The 18,638-nt window shown below is 55.1% G+C and carries 15 protein-coding genes and 3 tRNA genes; 7 read left to right on the top strand and 11 right to left on the bottom strand.

Annotation, left to right across the window (positions count from 1 at the left end; all coding sequences use genetic code 11):
- Positions 1–55: 55 nt before the first annotated feature.
- The 4 genes from ACPLPM_RS06275 to ACPLPM_RS06260 all read right to left on the bottom strand — a co-directional run bounded on the left by ACPLPM_RS06275 (position 56) and on the right by ACPLPM_RS06260 (position 3,764).
- Entirely contained in the window at positions 56–1,816 is a 1,761-nt protein-coding gene (locus ACPLPM_RS06275; RefSeq protein ID WP_424359384.1) for a sensor histidine kinase, read from the bottom strand.
- Positions 1,817–2,053: 237 nt separating this feature from the next.
- Positions 2,054–2,542: a hypothetical protein gene (locus tag ACPLPM_RS06270; RefSeq protein WP_424359383.1), complete on the bottom strand. Its 489-nt coding sequence runs from the start codon at positions 2,540–2,542 to the stop codon at positions 2,054–2,056.
- Positions 2,543–2,598: 56 nt separating this feature from the next.
- Positions 2,599–2,683: transfer RNA gene (locus ACPLPM_RS06265), tRNA-Leu, on the bottom strand.
- Between the two features lie 565 nt (positions 2,684–3,248).
- Positions 3,249–3,764 (bottom strand): GNAT family N-acetyltransferase, encoded by a 516-nt coding sequence (locus ACPLPM_RS06260; RefSeq protein ID WP_424359382.1) that lies wholly within the window; start codon positions 3,762–3,764, stop codon positions 3,249–3,251.
- A 360-nt stretch (positions 3,765–4,124) separates the two neighbouring features.
- Between ACPLPM_RS06260 and ACPLPM_RS06255 the strand changes: the two genes are divergently transcribed.
- On the top strand, positions 4,125–6,023 hold the full coding sequence (locus ACPLPM_RS06255) for a PAS domain S-box protein (RefSeq protein WP_424359381.1): 1,899 nt from the start codon (positions 4,125–4,127) through the stop codon (positions 6,021–6,023).
- Positions 6,024–6,029: 6 nt separating this feature from the next.
- On the opposite strand, the gene ACPLPM_RS06250 is transcribed toward ACPLPM_RS06255, so the two are convergent.
- Positions 6,030–7,940 (bottom strand): ABC transporter ATP-binding protein, encoded by a 1,911-nt coding sequence (locus tag ACPLPM_RS06250; protein WP_424359380.1) that lies wholly within the window; start codon positions 7,938–7,940, stop codon positions 6,030–6,032.
- 826 nt (positions 7,941–8,766) lie between these two features.
- On the bottom strand, positions 8,767–9,486 hold the full coding sequence (locus tag ACPLPM_RS06245) for a class I SAM-dependent methyltransferase (RefSeq protein WP_424359379.1): 720 nt from the start codon (positions 9,484–9,486) through the stop codon (positions 8,767–8,769).
- 124 nt (positions 9,487–9,610) lie between these two features.
- Here ACPLPM_RS06245 and ACPLPM_RS06240 point away from each other — a divergent pair, with 124 nt between their 5' ends.
- Both ACPLPM_RS06240 and ACPLPM_RS06235 read left to right on the top strand, forming a co-directional pair.
- Entirely contained in the window at positions 9,611–10,186 is a 576-nt protein-coding gene (locus ACPLPM_RS06240; RefSeq protein WP_424359378.1) for a TetR/AcrR family transcriptional regulator, read from the top strand.
- Between the two features lie 75 nt (positions 10,187–10,261).
- The gene (locus ACPLPM_RS06235) at positions 10,262–11,497 is read left to right on the top strand and encodes an aldo/keto reductase (RefSeq protein ID WP_424359377.1); all 1,236 of its coding nucleotides are present in this window, start codon (positions 10,262–10,264) and stop codon (positions 11,495–11,497) included.
- A 530-nt stretch (positions 11,498–12,027) separates the two neighbouring features.
- Here ACPLPM_RS06235 and ACPLPM_RS06230 read toward each other — a convergent pair.
- Positions 12,028–14,274 (bottom strand): ATP-binding cassette domain-containing protein, encoded by a 2,247-nt coding sequence (locus tag ACPLPM_RS06230; protein ID WP_424359376.1) that lies wholly within the window; start codon positions 14,272–14,274, stop codon positions 12,028–12,030.
- A gap of 142 nt (positions 14,275–14,416) precedes the next feature.
- Positions 14,417–14,956, bottom strand: a complete 540-nt coding sequence (locus ACPLPM_RS06225; protein WP_424359375.1) for a PadR family transcriptional regulator — start codon at positions 14,954–14,956, stop codon at positions 14,417–14,419.
- 206 nt (positions 14,957–15,162) lie between these two features.
- Between ACPLPM_RS06225 and ACPLPM_RS06220 the strand changes: the two genes are divergently transcribed.
- Both ACPLPM_RS06220 and ACPLPM_RS06215 read left to right on the top strand, forming a co-directional pair.
- A complete protein-coding gene (locus ACPLPM_RS06220) occupies positions 15,163–15,762 on the top strand; it encodes a TIGR00730 family Rossman fold protein (RefSeq protein WP_424359374.1) in 600 nt (199 codons plus the stop codon).
- Between the two features lie 87 nt (positions 15,763–15,849).
- Entirely contained in the window at positions 15,850–16,071 is a 222-nt protein-coding gene (locus tag ACPLPM_RS06215) for a hypothetical protein (RefSeq protein WP_424359373.1), read from the top strand.
- Here ACPLPM_RS06215 and ACPLPM_RS06210 read toward each other — a convergent pair.
- From ACPLPM_RS06210 to argF, 3 genes are read right to left on the bottom strand one after another with little or no spacing between them, the layout of a single operon-like run.
- A complete protein-coding gene (locus tag ACPLPM_RS06210; RefSeq protein ID WP_424359372.1) occupies positions 16,061–16,759 on the bottom strand; it encodes a DUF1405 domain-containing protein in 699 nt (232 codons plus the stop codon). The genes ACPLPM_RS06215 and ACPLPM_RS06210 overlap by 11 nt on opposite strands.
- Before the next feature lies 1 nt (position 16,760).
- A complete protein-coding gene (locus ACPLPM_RS06205; protein ID WP_424359371.1) occupies positions 16,761–17,249 on the bottom strand; it encodes an acyltransferase in 489 nt (162 codons plus the stop codon).
- Positions 17,230–18,153 (bottom strand): ornithine carbamoyltransferase, encoded by a 924-nt coding sequence (gene argF, locus ACPLPM_RS06200; RefSeq protein WP_424359370.1) that lies wholly within the window; start codon positions 18,151–18,153, stop codon positions 17,230–17,232. Before argF ends, ACPLPM_RS06205 begins: the two co-directional genes overlap by 20 nt.
- Positions 18,154–18,443: 290 nt before the next feature.
- Between argF and ACPLPM_RS06195 the strand changes: the two genes are divergently transcribed.
- A tRNA-Asn gene (locus ACPLPM_RS06195) sits at positions 18,444–18,516 on the top strand.
- A 21-nt stretch (positions 18,517–18,537) separates the two neighbouring features.
- A tRNA-Ile gene (locus ACPLPM_RS06190) sits at positions 18,538–18,612 on the top strand.
- The last annotated feature ends 26 nt before the right edge of the window (positions 18,613–18,638 follow it).

Here is an 18,638-nt window from a genome sequence, read left to right as displayed (position 1 = left end):
GCCAGTGTCGCACCGATCCAGACGCATGTACTCCGAACCCCGCCCAGCCCGCGGCTTATTTTTTAACGTCCGGGAAGGTTATCTTGAAACAGGTTCCCGGGGTGCCGCCCGGCAAAATGGCCCCGCCCAGCTGCTCGACGAGGGTGTTGACCAGCAGGAGGCCGAGGGACGATGACGCGTGGAAATCGAAGCCCTGCGGCAGCCCCTTACCATCGTCGCCTACAGTCAGCTCGTATTCCCCGGTGCCGTGTATCATGCCGATGTAGATTCTTCCCGGCTGCTCCGCCGAGAACGCGTACTTCAAGGAGTTAGATACGAGCTCGTTGATGATCAGGCCGCAGGGTATCGCAACGTCTATGTCGAGCGAGATCTCCTGGATGTCCAGATCCATCCGGATGTTTCCGCCGACCCCATAGGATCTGGACAGGTAGCCGGTCAGGCTGCCGACGTACTCCTTAAAATCGATGTGCGACAGGTCGCCCGACTGGTACAGCTTCTCGTGAATCAGCGCCATGGTCCGGATACGATCCTGGCTGTCGCTGAACTTTCTGGCAAGGGATTCATCGCTGCTACACCCGGATTGCAGGCTGAGGAGGCTGGAGATGATCTGGAGGTTGTTCTTCACCCGGTGGTGGATTTCCTTGAGCAGCACCTCCTTCTCCCGCAGCATTGCGAGAGCCTGGCCCTCTGCTTTCTCGCGATCTGCAATCTCCTTCTGCAGAGCCTCGTTCGAGCGCATTAGCCGGTTGTACGCTGCCTGCAGCTCTTCTTCAGTACGCTTCCGGTCCGTGATATCCCGGATGACGTACAGCCACCCGGAAGGCTTTCCGCGGCCATCGCGCAGGCGGGATGGCCGGATATCCAGCCACCTGGCCTGGCCGCCGCTATCCACCCGGATCTCGACGGCCTTCTCAGGACGATTCCAGATACTGGCCTCCAGGCCTGGCGCCTGAGCCAGCACATCCCTTTCAGGCAAGCCGACGACCGCCCCCTGAACCCCGATCATCCGCCCGGCAGCCCCGTTCAGCTCGACGACGAGGCCCTGGCTGTCGACGATGATGACGCCGTCGGGCGCGTCCGCGATGATCTGTGCGCTGGCAATGGTCATGATATCGAAGAGGTGATTGCCAAAGATTCGCCAGCCGGCGAAGACGAACGCGATCACCAGCAAAAACGGGAACGGGTCGATGCCGCCCGGCAGGCGGATGGCGGAAATGTGGAGCAGGTTCCCGGCGATCACCAGGGAGGCCCCGATCAGCACAGAAGCAATCTGTATGCGGCGCTCGGCCGAGGATTTCATCGCAGTAGTAATTAGCGCGATAACGCCCACAAAAGCAAAGAAATAGGCATAAGCGGTAAAGAGGTAAAAGGTGAGGCCATGGTCGTAAACCGCCATTTCCCCGGGTATAGGCCCGAGCGTTATACTGGGCCAGATTAGGCCGTGCCATTCATTAGTGAAGGCCAGCGCCAGCACGACTGCGGGAAAGATCCACAAGGCCAGCGCTCGCTTCCCCCGGACCCAGGCTTTATTCCCGCAAAAGTCCATGGCAAACGAGAAGAAGAGCAGGCCGATAGATACGACCGCGAAGTAGGACAGTTTCCCGAAAAGGATTTTTGTCGGCAGGTCAACCGCCGCCATCTCCAGGACCGCCATCAGCGTCCACTCGCCGATAACGAGCATCAGCAACGCAAAATACAGGCCCCCTGGCGATGTGCGACGCTTCCAGACGAACCAGGCCAGAAGGAACGTGACGATCGAGGTGATCACCATCGCAATCGTGTAAGGCGTATCGTTGAAAGCGAGGAGGATACTCATGGTGTCACCGATTGTCAGCCGTACATCACAGGAGGAACGTACATCCCGGACCTGCGCTCCAGTCATCGCCAGGAAACTAACAAGATGGATTTTACTGTTGACTAACGGCTGGAAAAGTATTGTTTCTGCCAAATAATAAGTATATGCTCTTAAAATAATAATTAGATAAACGTAATGCTGCCATTGTTGATCCAGGGGAAAGGCGCCACCACCACACGTGACGGGCGCTCATATAGTTTATGCCAGCATATCGTCCAGCAGATTGAACTTTCGCAGGCAAGTGACGTATTCCGCAACTAAGTAGAAATTAGTTAAGTCTTCTTCATCTAGCCCACGGAATGCAAACAACTCATCCCACAGTTCGCTACACCCTTCAACAAGGAAAAATCCTGTTACAAGCTCTACCCCGACAAAGATCGTCTGGCCGCGGAATAGTTCATCCTGTCGCTCATACAAAAATCGTCCTGCGCCGGCATTATCAATCGAATAGCATAAAGCTGCAGGATGTGCACCTGCCGGCAGTTTTTCGGCAAAGCACTTGTTAGCTAATACATTACTTATGACGACCCGGTTCATTTTCTCGTCGGTAACTTTTCTTGCCGGATATTTGCTGGTTAGATATGCGATTATGTCCGAAGCAGATTTTCTGTTCGGCTTTAACCGATGCCTGAATTCTTCGGATATAAATTTCCATTGTTCAATCATATCCGGTGTCACTTTTTGCATCAACATAACATCCAGCCCTGCAAATATAAAATTACACTCTGGCCAGTTAAATTTAATGCGGGGGGTGCGATTCGAACGCACGAACTCCTTCGAGATAGGATCCTAAGTCCTACGCCTTTGACCTGGCTTGGCAACCCCCGCGTGAAAAGTTGCGTACTCCCATTGATGCTTTTCCCTACATAAATATTCGCATCGATTTTAGAGCACAAGCGATCGGCGAAGGTTTTACGGACATCGAACCCGAAAAATTTCGGAGGTCAAAGAGTGCCCCGGAGGTCAGGAGGCTGGAGGTCGGGGAGGTAAGGAGGTCAGGGAGAACGTTCAAACTGGGAGGTCGGGGAGGTAAGGAGGTCAGAGAGTGTTTAACTATCGCAAAAATTTTCAACATTATTGTCCGATCGATTCATGGTATGCAAATGCATTTCATATTCTCATCTAAACGTGCACAAATACTCAGCTGATCGCCTTCCAGAACGCCCGCGAACGCGGGCGTTCAAAAGGCGAACAGCCAGACAGATGACTTAAAAAATCAATAACGACTATTAAAAATCGTCCTCCCAGATCTCCTAACCTCCCTGACCTCCCAGTTTGAAAGTCCTCCCCGACCTCCTTTACCTCCCCGACCTATTACCTCCAGACCTCCGGTACCCCCCGTACCTCCCGGCATTTCGGGGTGCGGGAAATCGAGGTAATGGCGGTATCCGCCCTACATCCCGACTTCGAACTCTTTAGGAAGCCTTATCATACCTCTGATGCCATCGAGAGCCCCGGGGACCAGTTCCTGAACCATGAAAGCCTCGTCAGGAACAGGGAACGGCGCGTCGATGCCTTTAGCTCTGGCCGACGAGAACCCGAACCGGGGATAGTATTCGGGATGGCCGACGACCACGACGGACTTGAACCCGAGCGTCTTGCAGGCTTTCAGTCCCTCGGTCACGAGCTTAGAGCCGATCCCCTGCCCCTGGAAAGCCGGCAGTACTGCCACCGGCGCGAGCGAAAGGGACTCGATAATCCCGTCCTGCGTTTCGATCGCCAGCCGGGTGAACATAATATGCCCGACTACCTGGCCGTCTTTCACTGCCACCAGAGACAGCCCCGGCACATAGTGTTCCGATTCCCGGAGCATGTTCACCAGCCGGCTTTCGGCAGCCCTCTCGAAGGCCTGCCAGTTCACTTCGTAGATGCCTGCATAATCATCTGCTGTTTCAGCGCGAATAATCAATGTGAAAAATCCTCCAGAGTATTACTCAGTAGCAATTGGCTGCCGCTATAAATAGCTGGCGGTGACAGATGCCGAATATACCACATATCGACGTGCGCAGGAGATGTATAAGTATGGTTTTATCCGCTGTCAACGCTGTCAGCATCAGCAAGTGTTTACCAGACAGGTGATACGATACCGTTAAGAGATTGCATAAATACAAGATTAATGATATAATACTGTTATAATAAAAGTGTATATCATAAGAAGTAGACGTAAAGCGGCATAGTGACGACTTGCTGTTAGCCAGAGAATTTAGCAAAAAAGTAGTGGTAGACGACTGACAGGGCATTATGAGATATATTTCAGAGGGATCAGGCCATGCACAGCGATAAGTTTTACAGGCTTATCTTCGAAAGCGTGCGCGATCCCATTATCGTGATATCCCCCGACGGCCGGATAATTGACGCTAATAATGCCACTGTAGCTGCTTTAGGGTACTCCAGAGAAGAGCTGCTGCAGATGAGTGCGTACGATCTGCGACCGGCTTTTGAAATATCCAGGACGTCCGAACAAATAGACCAGGGACACTTAGGCGGCGTATATGAAACTGTCTATATGCGCAAAGACGGCACGACCTTCCCGGTCGAGATCAGCACGAACAGAACCGCTTTTAATGGTGAAACTGCGTTCGTCGGCATCATCCGCGACATCACCGAGCGGAAGAAGATCGAGGAGGCGCTGCGGGAGAGCGAGACCCGGTTCAGGCAGCTGCTGGACCGCTCGCCGATCTCCGTCGCGCTGTACGACGAAGCCGATAATGTCCTCTACCTTAACAAGAAGTACGTCCAGACTTTCGGCTATACCCTGGAAGATATCTCAAGTGTAGAAAAGTGGTGGCCGCTGGCTTACCCTGACCCCTCTTACAGAGAGAAGGTGATGGCAGAGTGGGCGGAACGGATTGATAAAGCCACGAGGGAGTCGAAAGATTTCGAGCCCATGGAAGCGATGGTGACCTGTAAGGACGGTACAGTCAGGTGTGTAGAGATTTACATGGCTCAGATAGGGGATGTTAAGATTGTGGTTTTCGGGGACATCACCCGGCGCAAGCACGCCGAGAAAAAGCTGAAAGCCAGCGAGCTGCGTTTTAAGATTCTGCTCCACGAGCTCGAAGCCGGAGTTCTCCTGATTGACAGGGAAGGAGGGCTCGCATTATATAATCCCGCGTTTCTCCGGATTTTCAACATATCGGAAAAAGAGCTGGCCAGCATCAACATTGCAGACATAAGCTGGGCCACCTGGGAGGTCCTCGATGAGGATGGCAATACTCTGCCGTACGAAGCCCACCCGGTACAGTATGCCAGGCTTAACCGGACATCGGTTCGGAATGAAGTCGTAGGCATCCGTCGCTACCGTCAGGACAGGGTAATATGGACGCTGATTAGCGTCGAGCCCCTGCTCAACCCGGATGGCAGCATCAAGATGATAATATGCACCTTCACCGATATCACCCGGCTCAAGGAGACAGAGGAAGCCCTGGTGAAGGCGAAAGCCCAGGCAGAGCTGTACATGGAGCTAATGGGCCACGACATCAACAATATGAACCAATCGGCATTAGGCTATCTCGAGCTTGCGCTCCATACGCTGGAAGTAGACAGCCGGCTCAGGCGGGAAGACAGGGAGTTCATCGAGCGGCCGATGCGCATCATAGCAGAGAGCTCTGCGCTGATCGACAAGGTTCGAAAGCTCCAGAAGCTGATAGCAGAGGGTGTAAAGACTATGCCGACTGACCTGGACAGGGTTTTCCGGGAGCTCGATAAAGTAAGCTTTAACCAGGAAGATCGTGAGGTGCGGATCCACATACCGCATATTCCCGGTGTTGTCGTCGAAGCGAACGAACTGCTGAAAGACGTGTTCGTGAACCTCATCAGCAATGCCATCAAACATTCCGATGTTGACCAACCGCTGACCATCGAGGTGAAGGTGGAGCCAGTCACGGAAAACGGCAGGCAGTACTACAGCTGTGCGGTCGAGGATAACGGTCCGGGCATCCCGGACAGCGTGAAAAGCAAACTATTTTACCGCTTTCAGCGTGGCGCAACCAAAGCCCACGGCAAAGGCCTGGGGTTATATCTCGTCCGAACCCTGGTCGAGGGATACGGCGGAAGAGTGTGGGTCGAAGACCGGGTGCCGGGAGACCACACCAGAGGCGCAAAGTTCGTTATATTGCTGCCCGCTACCAGAGCTCAGGGCGACACACGACCATCTGGCAATAACTGAACGCAATCACAAAACATTCTTTGCCTGCGCCTGGTTATCGGACGCCTTTAAAGTAGCAAATAGCCCCTCTTTTGCCACAAGCTCCTCGTAGCTGCCAATCTGGGCGATGCCGCCGTCATCGATCACAACCACCCGGTCGGCGATCTCGGTCAGCGACAGCCGGTGCGAGATGATAAACGTCGTCCGGCCTTTGACCAGCTCGTCGAGCGACTCCTTCAGGTACATCTCGGTCTCCGGGTCGATGGCAGACGTCGGCTCGTCCAGGATCACGATCGGCGTGTCCTTCAGGAAGGCCCTGGCTATAGAAATCCGCTGCCTCTGGCCGACAGAGAGTTTAGTGCCACGCTCACCGATCAGCGTATCGTAGCCCTTCGGCAGGGACATGATAAAGTCGTGGATGCGGGCCTTCTTCGCCACCCGCTCGACGGCTTCGTGCGAAGCATCCGTGCGGCCATACATGATGTTATTCTCCACCGTATCGTTGAACAGGAAGATGTCCTGGGACACGATGCTGATCTGCTGCCTCAGCCACGCGTGGTCCAGCTCGGCAAGAGAACGGCCGTCGAGGCTTATCACGCCGGACTGGGGCTGGTACAGCCTCAGCAGCAGGCTCACCAGCGTCGTTTTTCCAGCTCCGCTGTGACCTACGATCGCCACAGTCTCGCCCTTCCTGACCTCGAAGCTGATATTGTTCAGCACCTTCTGGTCCGGCGCGTAGGAGAAAGTTACGTTCTCGAACCGCACGTCTCCCCGGACAGTATCCGGCTTTTCACCATTGCTGCCCCACTCAAACTCCGGCGGGACTCCGAACATCTCTTTCAGCCGATCCATCGAGGCAAAGGCCGGCTGAAAGGACATGTAAGTATAGAAGAGCGTGTTGACTGCCCCGGACAGGAACACCAGGTACGAGATGAACGCGACGAAATCACCGATAGTCATCCTGCCGGCCTGAATTTCGCCTGCCCCTACCAGCATGATGATCAGCACGAGGGCAAACATCGTGCCCCGCATCAGGGACATGGCAAAGGAGATAAGCACGGACCTGCTGATCCTCGCCCGGATGACGTCTCTTAACTTAACCGATACCTTGCCGACCTCGGTCTTTTCAGTCGCGTAGGACTTAACCAGCTCTACCCCGGAAATCGCTTCCTGCATGTTCCGGGATACCTCTGCGCTGGACTCCCTTTCCCTGTAGCTCAGCGCCCTGATCCTGCCGGAGACGAGGTACCGGATGACGAGGTACGCAGGTATGGTAGCTGCTATGACCGCCGCAAGCCGCAGGTTCAGAGACATCAGGATGGCGATGCCGAAGATGATGTAGAAGGCGCTGGAGATGATCTGCGTCACCGCATCCGAGAACAGGTACTGCATCAGGTTCACGTCGTCCGAAACCCTCGACATGAGGTACCCGGTCTGCCTGTCTTTGATGAACGACATAGGGAACCGGAGCACGTGGTCGAAGAGGTTCGTCTGCAGGTTAAAAGTCAGCTCCTGCTGGTACACCGTGGTCAGGTACACTGCAAGAGTGCTGAGCAGCCCGAAGATGAAGGCTACGATAATCATGGCGGCTGCTATGTATTCGATGGAGCCTGACAGTTGAATGATATCAGGTGTCAGAGACCCGAGCCCGAGCCACGTGAGCGCACTTTCGATGCCCCCGTAGCCGGTCTTCAAGATCACGAAGTCGATGAACACCTTGCCGGTCAGCGGCAACAGAGCTTTGAGGCCCGTGGTGACCATGACCAGAAAAAGACTGATTGCACCGATCTTCCAGACGGGTTTGACGAACTGCCAGAAAAACTTCAGGTCCTTCGGCTTGAACTTCGCCTTCTGCGGCGGCGCTGCGCTCATGACAGTTGTGATCTCTTCCCTCGCTTTCCTGAGTTTGCCGATGATGGCTTCTACTTGCTTAAACATGTGCTTAAAATAACCTGCCGATTTTGCCTCGATCGTATGAACTAGTCCACGACGCTCTCGATATCACATCACGTTTGGAGGCCGTGGTAAAATAGCTGTGGATAGAGATCAACGGCTTACTGGGACGAGCATGCCCATAAAAGGCGCTATTAGGATAGACATCTCTACCGATTGGCAGAACAATGAGCTCGTGAACGCTGACGATCGCTGCGCTGTAACCGACTGGAAGCAGTCCCTTGCATATGGCGTCACAGATTCCGACAGATAACGCAGATTGCACAGATACGATTCGTAAAAAAAAATTAAAAGGTATAACCATCTGCCAATTTTTGTACGATAGCCGTCTGTGAAATCCGTGCAATCTTATTCAATGAAAAATTTGGGTGCGGGAGGTGCTGAGAGGGTAAGTGAGGAGGCCGGGGAGGATTAAATCAACGGTAATTCCTGAAGCCTGTTATGGAGTGCCCGTACCATTTACACGAAGTACACAAGGTACACGAAGTACTCAAAGTCTAATAAACAGGCTGACTGCAAGCCAATTTATAGTAAAACTTCGCGTACTTCGCGTACCTTGTGTACTTCGTGTAAACGGTACCTGACCATACGAATGACCAGGAATCACCATAGAAGAAACTATCCTCTCAAACCTCCCACCTTGAAAATCCTCTCACACCTCCCGGGAACTCTCCAACCCCCAGAAGATTTTTTCATGGGCTTACTTGAAAACGCCCTTTTCATGACCGAATCAATCTATGATCCTGTATGCAAGGGACTGCTTCCAGTCGGTCACAGCACAGCGATCGTATTGCGGCCTCACCCGTTAGAGTTACTTCTTAATTACCACCCAGCCGCAGTACAGGAAAGCGGTGAAGAACCGGGAGGGCTTCTCGAACCCGGCCTCGTCGAGCAGTTCCATGATTCTGCCCTCGGGCACAAAATGCAGGCGCTTCAGGATCTGGCCACTGAAGCCCTCGTCCACGAGCTTCGGGTCGGCGCCCTTTGCCTTTACGTAAGTTTTCCAGGCGTCGACGGTGCGCCAGAACCCGGCGTCGTTCAGGTCGCCGAAGTCGTCGACCAGGACGAACGGGGCGCCGCTTTTCAGGTGCCGGCTGATGCTCTTGAGCAGCCGGAGCTTGGACCCGTCGTCGGGGAGGAAGTGCATGACCAGGACGCAGGTAGCCCCATCGTACAGACGACCCGCAGGTAAATCGTCGGTATAACCATTAACGAGCTCTACCCGCCCTGACAGCCCCTGTTCGGCGATCTTCTGCCTCGCGATGGCCAGCATATCGGCTGACGGATCGACCCCTGTGAAATGCCAGCCCCCGGCCTTCTGCCCGAAGGTGCAGATCTCCATGCCGGTGCCGGCGCCGACTATCAGGATGTCGGCGTTATCGCCCGCCATAGAGCGAAGGCTGGCGTGGGCCATGTCGAACAGCGGCTCGTAGGCTGCTGTGAACAGCCTGATCGAATCGTCGTACTGGTTGTGCGCCACGGGCGGGTTACGGTCAAAATTGGATGCCGCAAGGGCCTTATCGTCGGTCATGGATACCTGAGCGTTGATCTTTACCCGGAAGTATAGATAAGTAGCGATACAGTCAGCCCTTGTTGAAAAACGTTTATATGGTTTCGGGACAAATGACTGATTAGTCACTCCACAGGAAACCGACATGTCAGACACCGTACGCGAGAAAAGAGAGGCGATTATTAATGCTGCGTTGAAGCTATTTACGGAAAGGGGCTTCGATAATACGCCGACCGCGCTGATCTCGCAGGAGGCTGGTGTCGCCACTGGCACGCTGTTTCGCTATTACCCGACCAAAGAGGACTTGATCAACAGCACTTATGTGATTGCGAAAAACCGTTTTGCGGCAGCAATGGCCGAAGGTCTGGAAGACGAGGAGACCCTTGAAGGCAAAATGCGCCGCATCTGGGGGAACACGATTCGCTGGGGACTGAAAAGCCCCCGGGAACTGCTGTTTCTCGAGCAGTTCATGTCTTCTCCGTACATCTCGAAGATCACCGAAGAGGAAGTGATGAAGAGGTTCGTGTTCCTGAGCGACCTGATCGAGGAAGGTGTCGGAGAAGGAAAGCTGCGGGATATCCACCGCGGGCTGATCTTCGAGATGATGTTCAGTGCTAACCGGGCTGTGATTAAAAAGATCCTGACTTACAGGCTGCAGGATCAGACCGAAATGCTGATCGACGGCTCTTTCGAGCTGGTATGGAGTGGCTTATCGAGATAGTAGTGACATGATTATTATTGCCTGGGCAATGACTGATTAGTCAGTTCGTTGCGGCAAACTTGTGGAGGAAAATAGATGCAGTACAGGACGATGAAAACGACAGGAGATGAGTTATCTATACTCGGCTACGGCTGTATGAGGCTGCCAAGAAAAGGTGTCGGCATCGATGAAGAGCGGGCGATCACGCAGATCCGTTCGGCCATCGACCAGGGGGTCAACTACCTGGACACAGCGCTGCTCTACCCCGGTAGCGAGGCGCTGGTCGGCAAGGCGCTGGCAGGCGGGTACCGGGAAAAGGTGAAGCTTGCCACCAAGCTCCCGCCCATGCAGGTCAAAACGAGGGAGGACATGGATAAGCTGCTGGATGTCCAGCTCCAGAAACTCCAGACCGACCATATCGACTACTATCTGCTGCACAGCATCAGCTTCCGGGACTGGCAAAAGATGAAAGAGCTGGGCGTCACAGACTTCATCGCCAGGGCGAAAGCTGACGGCCGCATCAGGCACATGGGCTTTTCGACCCACGCCGGGATAGCGGACTTCAAGCAGATCATCGATGACTACGGCTGGGAATTCTGCCAGATTCAGTATAATATCCTCGACGAGACCAACCAGGCCGGAAAAGCAGGGCTTGAATACGCCGCCGCAAAAGGCCTCGGCGTCGTGATCATGGAACCCCTCAGGGGAGGCAGCCTGGCCAGAGAGCCGCCTAAGGAAATACGGGATATCTGGGATGAGGCAGAAGTAAAGAGATCACCCGCAGAATGGGCCCTGCGGTGGGTGTGGGACCACCCCGAAGTCACCGTAGTCCTGAGCGGCATGAACGACGAAAAGCACATTGAGGAGAACCTCCGGGCAGCCGGCGAGGCTTTACCCGGCTCGCTGTCGGCGAAGGAGACAGCCCTGGTTAACCGGGTAAAAGAGGCCTACAACAAGCGGCTCAAAGTGGGCTGCACCGGCTGCCAGTACTGCTTGCCCTGCCCCGCCGGGGTGAACATCCCCGCGTGCTTCGAAAGCTACAACAACCTGTACCTCGGCAGCCCTATGCAGACCAAGGTCATGTACCTGACCCACGTAGGCGGAGGCATGGACGGGAAGAGCCCGAAAGGCATGGCGTCCCAGTGCATCAGCTGCGGCAAGTGCGTGAAAAAGTGTACCCAGCACATCGACATACCCGCCGAGCTTAAACGGGCGACCAAAGAGCTCGAAGGCATGGACACGAAGGCGATGGCGCTGGTCCTCCGGCCCGTCATAAAAACCTTCATGGGCTTCTCCCGGTGGAGCAACGTCCGCAAAGCCCGGGCAAAATAACCCGGGCACCCCATTTACTACATTTTAATTTATTTTTCCCACGGCGGCAAGGCGGCACAGCGTCTGGGCGAACTTGTAATAGTGAACTCTTTTTCAGTCCACGGCGACACAGAGACAGCCGATTAACCAAAAGCTGCTTATCGGTCAATCGTTTCAGCTCAGGAATCTGATCAATACTCTGAAAGCTCCAACGCTCCGTAGAATCCTATCACGTTTAGCACAATAATACTGGATAAGGTGGTTGTCTCCGTGCCCCGGCTCTCCGTGCCGCCGTGGATCAATAAAAAAAGCCATGATACAGCGAATTCCAGCCTGTCTCAGTGCCGCCGTGCCGCCGTGGTTCAAAAAACTGATCACTGAGTGCTGGTACCCAATTGTCTCCGTGCCGCCGTGCCGCCGTGGTTCAAATATTAAATTTTCTAGTGCCAGGATAAGGAGCCGTGCCGCCGTGGTTCAAATATTAAATTTTCTAGTGCCAGGATAAGGAGCCGTGCCGCCGTGGTTAAAACTTAAAAGCAGTGACGTAGTGGTCACTGCAGGAGTTCGCGCAGATACCGTCCGGTATATGACCGCTCCACTTTGGCCACATCCTCCGGCGTTCCCTCGGCGATGATTTCGCCGCCCTTTCTCCCGCCTTCGGGCCCCAGGTCGATGACCCAGTCGGCGGCCGCTATGACGTCGAGGTTGTGCTCGATGACGATGACGGTGTTGCCCGCCTCCACCAGCTTGTGGATGATGCCCATGAGCCGCTCGACGTCGGCCATGTGCAGTCCCGTCGTAGGCTCGTCCATGACGTAGAGGTTGCCTTCCTTGTGGAGCTCGCTCGCCAGCTTGATGCGCTGCGCTTCGCCGCCGGACAGAGTACTCAGTGGCTGTCCGAGGGTGAGGTAGCCCAGGCCGACCTCCTGGAGCTTCTTCAGCTTGTGCAGGATTTTCCGTTCGCCCGAGAAGAAGGATATGGCGTCTTCCACGGTCAGCTCCAGCGCTTCCGCGATGTTCTTGCCCTTGTACTGATACTGGAGCACCTCTGCCTTGTACCGCTTGCCGCCGCACTCGTCGCATGTCATCTGGACGCTGTCGAGGAAGTGCATCTCGACTTCTACGAAGCCGCTGCCGCCGCACTTGGGGCACCCGCCGTCCGAGTTGAAGCTGAACAGGTTGGCGCTCGTCCCGGTCGCCTTCGCGTAAGCAGCCCGAAGATCATCGAAGATGCCAGTGTATGAGGCAGGGTTAGAGCGGCTGTTACGGCCGACCGGGGACTGGTCGATGACCACGGCCTCCGGGTGCTCTGCTATGAAGATATCGTTGATGAGGGTGCTCTTGCCCGATCCTGCGACGCCGGTCACGCAGACCAGCACCCCCTTCGGGATCCGGACAGATACGTCTTTCAGGTTATGCAGCCTGGCATTCTTGATCTCGATGTGGCCTGCAGGCTTGCGCCGACAGTACTGCACGTGCTCCCGGGCGTTGAGATATCTGCCGGTCAGCGCATTAGAGCTCTTCATCTCGGCGACTGTGCCGGTGAAGGTGACGTGGCCGCCGAGGGTGCCGGCGCCCGGGCCCAGCTCGATCACGTAGTCGGCGTGCTCGATGACGCCGGGATCGTGCTCGACCACGACGAGGCTGTTGCCGTTCTCGCACAGCCTCCGCAGCATTTTGACAAGGTTGGCGACGTCCCGGGGGTGGAGGCCGATGCTGGGCTCGTCGAACACGTAGATCAGGTTTACCAGGTCGCAAGTGAGCTGCCTGGCCATCTTTACCCTCTGCGACTCCCCGCCGGACAGAGTAGAGACCGGCCGGTCGAGAGACAGGTAGCCCACGCCGATGTCGATCAGGTGCTGCAGCCGGACCTTCATGGGCTTGGTGATGGGGTCCGCCACAGGCCCGGTGACTGTATCCAGGAAAGCGCGGAGCTCGGTCAGCTCCATGGCAGAGAGCTCTGCGATATTCTTGCCGTTGATCCGGGCAGATCGGGCCCGGTCGTTCAGGCGGGTGCCACCGCAGGCATGGCAGGGCATGATCTTGAAGTACTTCGCCTCCCGCTCCCGGAGGTCGTCCTTGCCCACCTGCCGCCTGTTGAAACCGGTGACGATGCCCTCGAAAGTGACGTGTTTGAGACCATACTGCTCGTTAGCCTTGATCTTGATAGTCTCGGAGTAGAGCAAGCGGTTTAGCTCTTCTTCCGTGAAGTCTTTCAGTGGCTTGTTCATGTCCACCATGCCGCTTTCCTTCAGGGACTTCCAGTACCAGCCTCCGGGATAGTAGTGCTGGTGCCTGATGCCCCCTTCGGCGATGGACTTGTCCATATCAAGGATAGCATCGAGGTCCACGGTGATCTTGTTTCCTATGCCGCTGCATTCCGGGCACATGCCCTCGGGGTTGTTGAACGAGAAGTAGAATGAGGGGCCGACCATGGGCTCCACACACCGGGAGTACAGCAGACGCAGGTAAGTCGATATCTCGGTGGCCGTGCCGACCGTGGAGCGGACGTTCTCGCCCATGCGCTTCTGATCGATCTTAATGACCGGGGATATATTGCGGATCTCGTCGATCTTCGGTTTCTCGATCTTGGGCAGATAACGCCTGGAGAAGGAGCTGAAGGTCTCTAGCAGCTGCCGCTGGGCCTCCGCGTAGATCGTGTCGAAAGCGATCGAGGATTTGCCCGAGCCCGACACCCCGGTGAACACGACGACCTGGTTCTTCGGTATCTCGATGCTGACGTTTTTAAGGTTGTGCTCTCTGGCACCGATGAGAACAATTTTACTATCCATATACATCACATCTCAATAGGTATCCTGTTAAGCAGACGCCGGGCTGACAGGGTAGCATCACCTGAATGCGATACCGACCCATAAGCTCTTGCTATGAGCGGTGAGAAAGTATTCAGTACTATCAGCCGGTGTCCGGGCCATACTCCGCTCAATCCCCCTCGGGTAGCCCGGCCAGGAAAGCATCCACCCACTCGATCTCGCCCTTGAGGAGGTACACCGGCCGGACGGCAACGCTCACCCGGTTAGCCGGACAGCCAATCCCCTGCATAAACGCACGGAGCTCCTCGTAGCACTTGATTTTTTCTTCCAGCTTTTTCCTGTAGTCCGTCAGAGCCTCCCGCACAGTCGCCACAGGAAGCAGATCACAATTATACGTCGCAATGTCAACCTGCCACCGGATATGCTCCGGCTCCCGGAGAAGGGCCGTGAGCTTGGCCTGCAGTGCTTTCCTGCCGGCATCGCTGATCGAGTAGAGCTTCCGCAGCCTGTTTTCGGCGATCTCGTCCCGGCGGTTAACCATGCCGGCCTTTTCCAGCTTGGTCAGCAGCTTGTAGATGGAGGACATGGAAAGCTCGGTCCAGGACCTCATGTCCCGGAACTTGACCTCCTGCTCGATCTGGTACGGGTACATGGGCTGCTCCGAAAGCAGGCCAAGCAGTGCAGATTCGGCGTTAGATAGATCAGTCATAAGTTCACCGTTCAGGATAATAATGTAACAATAACATATTGTATCTATACAATATTGTACGATGGTATATATAAGGCTGTCGAGCCTTAGGATATGACACCCTTCACATCACCCCTATTCTCTGGCCGGCGCCAGCCGGATAGTACTTTCAGCCAGGGGCAAAGCAAATTATATCTATCCCGGCCCGTACTTGTACCCTGATCAAGATGAAGCGTATCTGTGTATTTTGCGGCTCCAGCCCTGGCGCCAGACAGGAGTATATCGATGCTGCCCGGGACATGGGCAGGGCGCTGGCCCGACGTAACATAGGGCTGGTCTACGGCGGCGGCAATGTAGGCCTTATGGGCGAGATTGCCACTGCTGCGGAGGAAGCCGGTGGAGAGGTGATCGGCGTCATACCGAAGTGGCTGGTAGACCGGGAAGTCGCGTACACGGCGCTGAAAGACCTGCGGGTGGTCAACTCGATGCACGAGCGGAAAGCGCTGATGGCCGGGCTGTCGGATGGCTTCGTGGCGCTGCCGGGCGGGCTGGGGACCATCGAGGAGTTTTTCGAGGCGGCCACCTGGGCGCAGCTGGGAATTCACAAGAAGCCCTGCGGTCTGTTGAATGTCTGCGGGTACTACGACAGCCTGATGACTTTCCTGGACCACACAACGGAGGAGATGTTCGTCCGGCCGGAGAACAGGAGCATGATCATGATCGAAGAAGACCCTGATCGGCTGATCGACATGTTCGAAGCGTACAGCCCCGTGACAGTGGACAAGGCTGAGTGGGCGCTGCGGCTCACGGCCAAAGTGAAGAAATAAGTTACCGGGGCGGATTTTGGCGATAGCTATATAACCTATCTCCTGCCTATCACTCCTAACTACAGTACAACTTACAGGGGAGATTGGATGACAACAGAAACCCACGCCATCATCATGACTCAGGGCGAAGACCTCGTTACCGAATTACGCAAAAACCTCCGGTCCGGCAACCTGATGACCAGCCTGACGGAAGAGGCGATCTCACGGATCGTTATCCGGAACGTAAAATACGTCAGGATCGCCGACCCCAGAGAGACCGACCACCGTGACCGGGTAAGCATCTGGGTCGAAGCAACCATCAGTTTCTAATCTTTTCTTCTATCACTTTTTTGGGGCTGCTATTTGCATATGCCCTTGCCATAACGATCATCACGATAAAGAAAATGATCGACAGGCCGAAGGTAAGGTACATCAGCGAGTCAATATTCTGCAGTAATACTGCCACGTGGTGGGTAGTGGCATAGTATTCCAGGAGAGCCAGCGGGTGCGTCCGCATAGCCACGCCGTTGTATGCAAAGTGATAGAAGTAGTCTACCGTGTCCAGTACAGTAAACCAGATTGCCGTTACTGCCCACGAGATCGGCTTCACTCTGGTCAGGTAAGGCAGGAGCAGGAAACCTTCGAGGCCCATGCAGAAATGAGAGGTCCATAACCCGGCAGACATGAGCGCGTTGGCGGGATTAAAGTATATTTCCCCGAAATACAGGAGCACTATCGTAGTCCACGCCCCATACATGGACAGCCCGACGGCCGTGATGGCGTTCAGCGTATCCGAAGGCTTCGTTAACAGGATGAGCAGTAGCGCGAAGATCATGAAAAAAGTGTACAGGGGACAATCCGGCACGGCCAGCCACAAATACCACGGCGTCAGCATGAGCTGCTCCCAGTAGTAGTACAGGCCGAATATCGAACCGGCTATGTTGATGAGTAGAAAGACGACGAGCAGTTTGCGGTTGCCCATAATCCAGTCGATAAGCTTCCACAATGGCTTAAGCATCTTACTTCCTCTCGAGGACCCTGGCAGGCACGCCCCCCACGAATGCCCCCGCAGGAACATCGCAGTTGACCAGCGAGCCCGCGGACACAGTTGCATTATCGCCGATGCTGACTCCCGCAAGGATGGTAGAGTTGGCCCCCACCAGCACGTTTTTACCTATGGTGACCGGCCCGTTGCGCATTTTGTCGATCAAGTACTCGTGGGCCAGGATGGTCGCATTGTAGCCTATGATCGAGTTGTCTCCGATCTCGATCAGCTCAGGATAGAAGATATCGACGGTCGTATTTAACGCCATCGAGACCTGTTTCCCGGCCTTCACACCCATCAGCTTCATCGCCACGATCTTCAGCCTCAAAGACGGGCTGTAGCGGACTAAGAGCAGCATTAAAAAGTTAAAGGTGACCTTGATCGGGCTGCGAGTCCGGGTCCACACCCATAGCGAGTTCGTACCCTGCGGGGCAGGGACTTCGTTAAGCCTGCGTGCGGGCATCTTTTCCCATCAGCTTGATCATCAGCGCCTTCTGCGCGTGCAAACGGTTCTGAGCCTGCTCGAAGATGACCGAATTGGGGCTGCGGATGGTATCGTCGGTGATCTCCTCGCCCCGGTGCGCGGGCAGGCAGTGCATGACCAGACAGCCTTCCTTAGCCAGGCCTACCAGATCCATGTTAATCTGGTAGCTCCGGAGGTCGGAGAACCGCTTTTCCTTCTCGGCTTCCTGGCCCATGGATACCCATACATCCGTGTAGAGCACGTCCGCGTCCTTCGATGCGGCTCTGGCATCCTGGGTGATAGTGATCTTACCGCCCATCGCCCGGGCCTGCTCCAGTATCTGCTGGTCAGGCTCGTAGCCTTTAGGACACGCTACTACCATTTCCATGCCCATCATGGCGCAGGCCAGCATGAGCGAGTTGCATACGTTGTTTCCGTCGCCTACCCAGACGAACTTCAGGCCCTTCAGGTTGCCCTTTTTCTCCCTGATGGTGAGCAGGTCCGCCACCACCTGGCAGGGGTGTTCCCGGTCGCTCAGCCCGTTTATTACGGGAACGGCAGAGTTCCTCGCCAGCTCCAGCACTGTATCGTGGTCATTAGCCCTGACCATGATCCCGTGGACGTAGGACGAAAGTATACGGCCGGTATCCGCGACCGTTTCGCCTCTGCCCAGCTGCATCGACGCGGGGTCGAGGTACAGCGCGTGGCCGCCCAGGTCGGTCATGCCCACCTCGAAGGACACCCGGGTGCGGGTCGACGACTTCTCGAAGATCATCGCCAGGCTCCGGTTCTTGAGGTAGTCCGTAATCACGCCTGCCCTGCGCATCCTCTTGAGATCCTCAGCCCTGTCGAGCAGCGCCTCAATTTCAGCAGGGGACATGTCGGCAAACGATATGAAGTGCATTTACTGGTAGATCACTCCTTTATAAGCTATTTTGATTAATTACGGCAACGATAATAAAACTATCCTGCATACGCCTAAAGGAACAGGTAGCGGGGTCGGGGATATGATCGGCGTCACGATCAGCCTGAAGGGATTGAAAACAAGGCTGTTAAACCGCCCGGAATGCCAGTACGCCCGATAACGGGCAGGATTCAGAACATGACCGCTCTGTAAATATGCAAAAAAGGCAGTACGCACCGTTAGTTATTTATAGGTTAAAAGTACTTTTAAGGTTCGCAAGATGGCAAGTTGCCGCCATAACTCAGTTGGTAGAGTGGCTGGCTGTTAACCAGCATGTCACAGGTTCGAGTCCTGTTGGCGGCGCTTAACCCCAAAAGATCATTTGGGGGTGTAGCTTAGCCAGGTCAGAGCGCCCGGCTCATAACCGGGCGGCCATGGGTTCGAATCCCTTCACCCCCATGAATACACCGGCATAAGTTCAAATA

It is taken from the genome of Methanocella sp. MCL-LM (assembly GCF_049676595.1).
Taxonomy (GTDB): domain Archaea; phylum Halobacteriota; class Methanocellia; order Methanocellales; family Methanocellaceae; genus Methanocella_A.
This window is presented reverse-complemented; position numbering and strand designations above follow the sequence as displayed.

What these genes read in the sequence shown, in the direction of transcription:
- ACPLPM_RS06275 (WP_424359384.1), bottom strand. Translation starts at nt 1,816, where the DNA reads ATGAGTATCCTCCTCGCTTTCAACGATACGCCTTACACGATTGCGATG.
- ACPLPM_RS06270 (WP_424359383.1), bottom strand. Translation starts at nt 2,542, where the DNA reads ATGCAAAAAGTGACACCGGATATGATTGAACAATGGAAATTTATATCC.
- ACPLPM_RS06255 (WP_424359381.1), top strand. Translation starts at nt 4,125, where the DNA reads ATGCACAGCGATAAGTTTTACAGGCTTATCTTCGAAAGCGTGCGCGAT.
- ACPLPM_RS06250 (WP_424359380.1), bottom strand. Translation starts at nt 7,940, where the DNA reads ATGTTTAAGCAAGTAGAAGCCATCATCGGCAAACTCAGGAAAGCGAGG.
- ACPLPM_RS06245 (WP_424359379.1), bottom strand. Translation starts at nt 9,486, where the DNA reads ATGACCGACGATAAGGCCCTTGCGGCATCCAATTTTGACCGTAACCCG.
- ACPLPM_RS06240 (WP_424359378.1), top strand. Translation starts at nt 9,611, where the DNA reads ATGTCAGACACCGTACGCGAGAAAAGAGAGGCGATTATTAATGCTGCG.
- ACPLPM_RS06235 (WP_424359377.1), top strand. Translation starts at nt 10,262, where the DNA reads ATGCAGTACAGGACGATGAAAACGACAGGAGATGAGTTATCTATACTC.
- ACPLPM_RS06230 (WP_424359376.1), bottom strand. Translation starts at nt 14,274, where the DNA reads ATGTATATGGATAGTAAAATTGTTCTCATCGGTGCCAGAGAGCACAAC.
- ACPLPM_RS06225 (WP_424359375.1), bottom strand. Translation starts at nt 14,956, where the DNA reads ATGACTGATCTATCTAACGCCGAATCTGCACTGCTTGGCCTGCTTTCG.
- ACPLPM_RS06220 (WP_424359374.1), top strand. Translation starts at nt 15,163, where the DNA reads ATGAAGCGTATCTGTGTATTTTGCGGCTCCAGCCCTGGCGCCAGACAG.
- ACPLPM_RS06215 (WP_424359373.1), top strand. Translation starts at nt 15,850, where the DNA reads ATGACAACAGAAACCCACGCCATCATCATGACTCAGGGCGAAGACCTC.
- ACPLPM_RS06210 (WP_424359372.1), bottom strand. Translation starts at nt 16,759, where the DNA reads ATGCTTAAGCCATTGTGGAAGCTTATCGACTGGATTATGGGCAACCGC.
- ACPLPM_RS06205 (WP_424359371.1), bottom strand. Translation starts at nt 17,249, where the DNA reads ATGCCCGCACGCAGGCTTAACGAAGTCCCTGCCCCGCAGGGTACGAAC.
- argF (WP_424359370.1), bottom strand. Translation starts at nt 18,153, where the DNA reads ATGCACTTCATATCGTTTGCCGACATGTCCCCTGCTGAAATTGAGGCG.